At 46.1% G+C, this 3,530-nt stretch carries 3 protein-coding genes; 2 read left to right on the forward strand and 1 reads right to left on the reverse strand.

What is annotated here, in order from left to right; translation table 11 throughout:
* A partial coding sequence (locus ACN0IC_RS14685) for a tyrosine-type recombinase/integrase (protein ID WP_416879529.1) occupies positions 1-1,247 on the forward strand: 1,247 nt, incomplete at its 5' end.
* A gap of 701 nt (positions 1,248-1,948) precedes the next feature.
* Here the strand turns inward: ACN0IC_RS14685 and ACN0IC_RS14690 are convergent.
* The gene (locus tag ACN0IC_RS14690; RefSeq protein ID WP_037954157.1) at positions 1,949-2,650 is read right to left on the reverse strand and encodes a hypothetical protein; all 702 of its coding nucleotides are present in this window, start codon (positions 2,648-2,650) and stop codon (positions 1,949-1,951) included.
* A gap of 528 nt (positions 2,651-3,178) precedes the next feature.
* Between ACN0IC_RS14690 and ACN0IC_RS14695 the strand changes: the two genes are divergently transcribed.
* Positions 3,179-3,530 (forward strand): hypothetical protein (locus tag ACN0IC_RS14695; RefSeq protein WP_416879530.1); only part of this gene is annotated, 352 nt, incomplete at its 3' end.

The raw sequence follows: 3,530 nt of genomic DNA on the forward strand, positions 1-3,530 counted from the left end.
ACTTACAAAAAAGACGACGTGTCTGGTATGCTGTCGTTGAGATACCCAAGGCACTCAGGCCGCACTTCGAGGGCAAAACTAGGTTGATGAAATCCCTAAAAACAGAAAGCCAAACAGAAGCCGAGAGGCTAGTTTTAGGTATGGTGGCGACGTGGAAAACTATATTCGAAGCCAAGCGCAACGGTACAGCCCAAAGCGATGCTATTGCTGCGCTGAAGGCTCAGGCTGAAGAACTTCGCCTTAAGGGATGGGACACCTACGACATCAAATACCACCAAAGGGACGTTGCAGAGTTCTTTGAAGACGATGGCCTTATAGAAGCCGCGAAGGCACTACATGGCGAGTCCACTCAGTTTGATCTGTATATTGGGGATTACATCGCTCAGGCCAACGGCACCGCAAAAACAAAGGATATGAATTCTTCTGACCTCAGGCGTTTTGCTAGCAAGTTCCCCTACACCGACGAAGTGACCAGATCGCAGGTCATGGATTGGGTTGAGAATGACCTTATGGCTGAACAAAAGCTATCTTCGGCGACCTGCCGTAGAATAATTTCAGCTTGTCGGGGATATTGGGCGTATCTTGAGAGGCACCATAGGTTGAGCACCCCGCAACCGTTTGAAAAAGTAGTGCCCAGCGCCCCAAGGAAGAAGACAAAAGAGGACGTACAGAGGCGCAGAAAGCACTTCGGCAGGGGTGACTACGCAAAACTGCTAGATGCTTCGCAGCTAGGCCCCACGGCGCTCCCAGCCCTAATCCAGCTTGGAGCGTATACTGGCGCAAGAATTGAAGAACTTTGCTCTCTGAAGCTGGAGAACGTAACAGAAGACCGCTTTAAGGTTGAAGATGCCAAGACTTCTGCGGGGATCAGGGAAATACCAATACATGAACACATCAAAGATTTGGTTGCGGAACTGAAAAAAGATAGCATAGACGGTTACCTGTTACCTGACTTGACTCTCAATAAATATGCTGACCGATCCAACGCCATAGGCAAAAGGTTTGGCAGATTAAAAACGAAGGTTGGATATGGACCTGACTTTGTATTCCATTCTTTCCGGAAAGGCTTCGCTACTCAGCTTGAAACCGCAGGAATACCTGAAAACGTAACAGCAAGACTTCTAGGTCACGACTTCCATACGATGTCCTATGGGCTGTATTCTGGCGGGGTTAGCTTCCAAGTACTTTCTGAAGCGCTGGGCCAGATCGACTGGGAGTGGCAGCGGGGTTTCTCAGAAGGCAATTAGAAACACGCATAGCGTTGCCATAAGCGCCCAATTATGAGTCACCTGCACCCCATGGCAGCCCACCCTACCTGACAACTACTAAAGGACCTTAAAGCGGGGATTGAACCGAAGCCCGCGCTGGGCGCTCGTTGATTCTCTTGGGTCGCTACCCCAGCCAATGCGCCAAGACTGCCATCAGCGGTAAGCACAGTGCCCCTACGGCCTCATTCAATTGAGGTGTTTCTTCGTCACGTCATAACATGGGGTGCTTTTTGGCGGGCTGTCTATATGAGAAAGTAAAGAGGAAGGCCCAAAAGCCTCCCCCAAATAATACATTAGCTCCCAACTAAGCCAAAGGCGTCGAAATCACATCTTGTTTTACAACCGCTACAATTTGCTCGGGGGAATGGAAGCTCAGGATTGGGGTTTTCGCTATGGCTACAGCCCTTCTTAACCGATCGCGCGTGCCTTGGCATGCGGTCTGAGTGAATTGTTTTAGATTGTGGACCAAGGAATTGCTCAAAAAAGGGGCATGGATTTTTAGGTTCTAGATGTGCATTGGTAGACATTGGTTTTGGCTCCTAATACTGGTGGATTCACGGCCAAGCCGCGTCTCTTCATAACCTACAAAACAGGATAGAGTTTATGATTTAGTTGGATTTAGTCCTACTTAAGTTGAGCTTGAGATCAGCTAAAGATTCTAACCTACCAAAAATAATAAATTATGAGTAAGCGTTCTTAAGTGGGTAGCTTAAGTTATTACTGTAATTATTATTTATCATATAAATATCATCTATATCTTTAGTTGAATTTGTAGGCTTATTACTTGAGTTCTCTATATAGTGGGTGAGACGGTTTTCAGGCCAATCATCAACTGTTCCATCCTTGAACACTTCGCCAGTTGGCGGCTCAGGCACTTTATTATAAACTACATCGTGGGCTGTCGCCTTCCAGAAACGGTAGCAATAGATCGAAGCGGCCTTAGCAATGGTGCAGTATGCTGGATTGCCAAAAGGGAATAGGAGTGGTTCGAGGTAACCGTTGGCGTCTCTCATATGTGGTTTTGTAAGGATGTCCCTAAGCTGAGCGTCACCACCGCGAGCTAATTGAATCAATTCCTCCATAAAAGCCAATCGTTCAATCGGTGATCTACCTTTATTTGAGCTTATTGGGCTGTCTTGTAACCTTCCAAATTTGTAGAAGTTTAGGTTTCGCTCCTTCTGATAAAGCATCTCTCCTAGCACTAGCGCCCTATCGAACATCTCTAACTGGTTTCTGGCCTTGGTAGGGCTAGACATGCTATTCTGTTTAGTCCGGTTTCCTTGCTTACGGCAGTTGTCTGAGCAGAATTTTTTATTGCTTCTTTGCTTATAGGTGTTGGCACAGGATGGATTTTGGCAGGTGGCTGTTTGAACCTCACTCATAGATATTCCTTTCATGGACTAGAAACGCGAAAAGCTCCCCAGGGGGAGGAGTCCTTCAAGAAGAAGCGATTTACGCAGATTTCATAATATTAAAGGCTAGTGCCAAGCTTGCCTGTTGAGGCATTTCACAAACACGTTTACCTTCATCTATATTAATACCTTTTTTTCGGAAAAATGTATCGTGAGACCGCGCGATTGAATGTCTATGTGCCTTATTGGCAACTCATTTCTGGCATCTTGAGGGCTTTCTGATTGGTCTAAATTTCACCTAGCCTCGTTACATAATTTGGCATATTTAGTATTTTAATTGATATTGGATCAATATATAGTGAGACCTCATCTAGATTTAGGTATCAAAAGCCATCAGGCCGAGCGCAATAGTTTTACCATTGTCCAGTTTGTAAACTAGTTGAGACTGGCAGGACGTTTCAGCCTCTGCCGAGTAGTTTCCCACAGAGGCTTGGGTTTCGCTTGCAATTTAACGCGTAGCCACACAACCATGTAGGCAAATACAGTTGGAGATATCTAGTGAATAAGATCAATAAAGGCTTTTGCTATCTGGCGCTAATTCTGCTTCAGGCTCAGACACTACAGGCACAGGATTCAGAGGGCATGAAGCTCACATCTGATGGTCGCTTCCCACTGAATGATGGGCTTTGCGGTACTGTAATTTATACCTTGGCACAATCGACGATGCTAAAGAGACAGGATGGCGAGTCTATATCTGAAATGATGACTGACGCCTCAAAGAGTGACAAGCTTTTTGGCTTCGATGAAACGGTACGCGACATGACGCTTGCGGCTTATGAGCGCCCTCAACTTATCAACAAACAAAATCGGAACATTGCTGCGTCTGACTTTGCTGGTGCATGGACGGTAT

It is taken from the genome of Litorimonas sp. (assembly GCA_029936425.1).
Taxonomy (GTDB): Bacteria; Pseudomonadota; Alphaproteobacteria; order Caulobacterales; family Maricaulaceae; genus Litorimonas.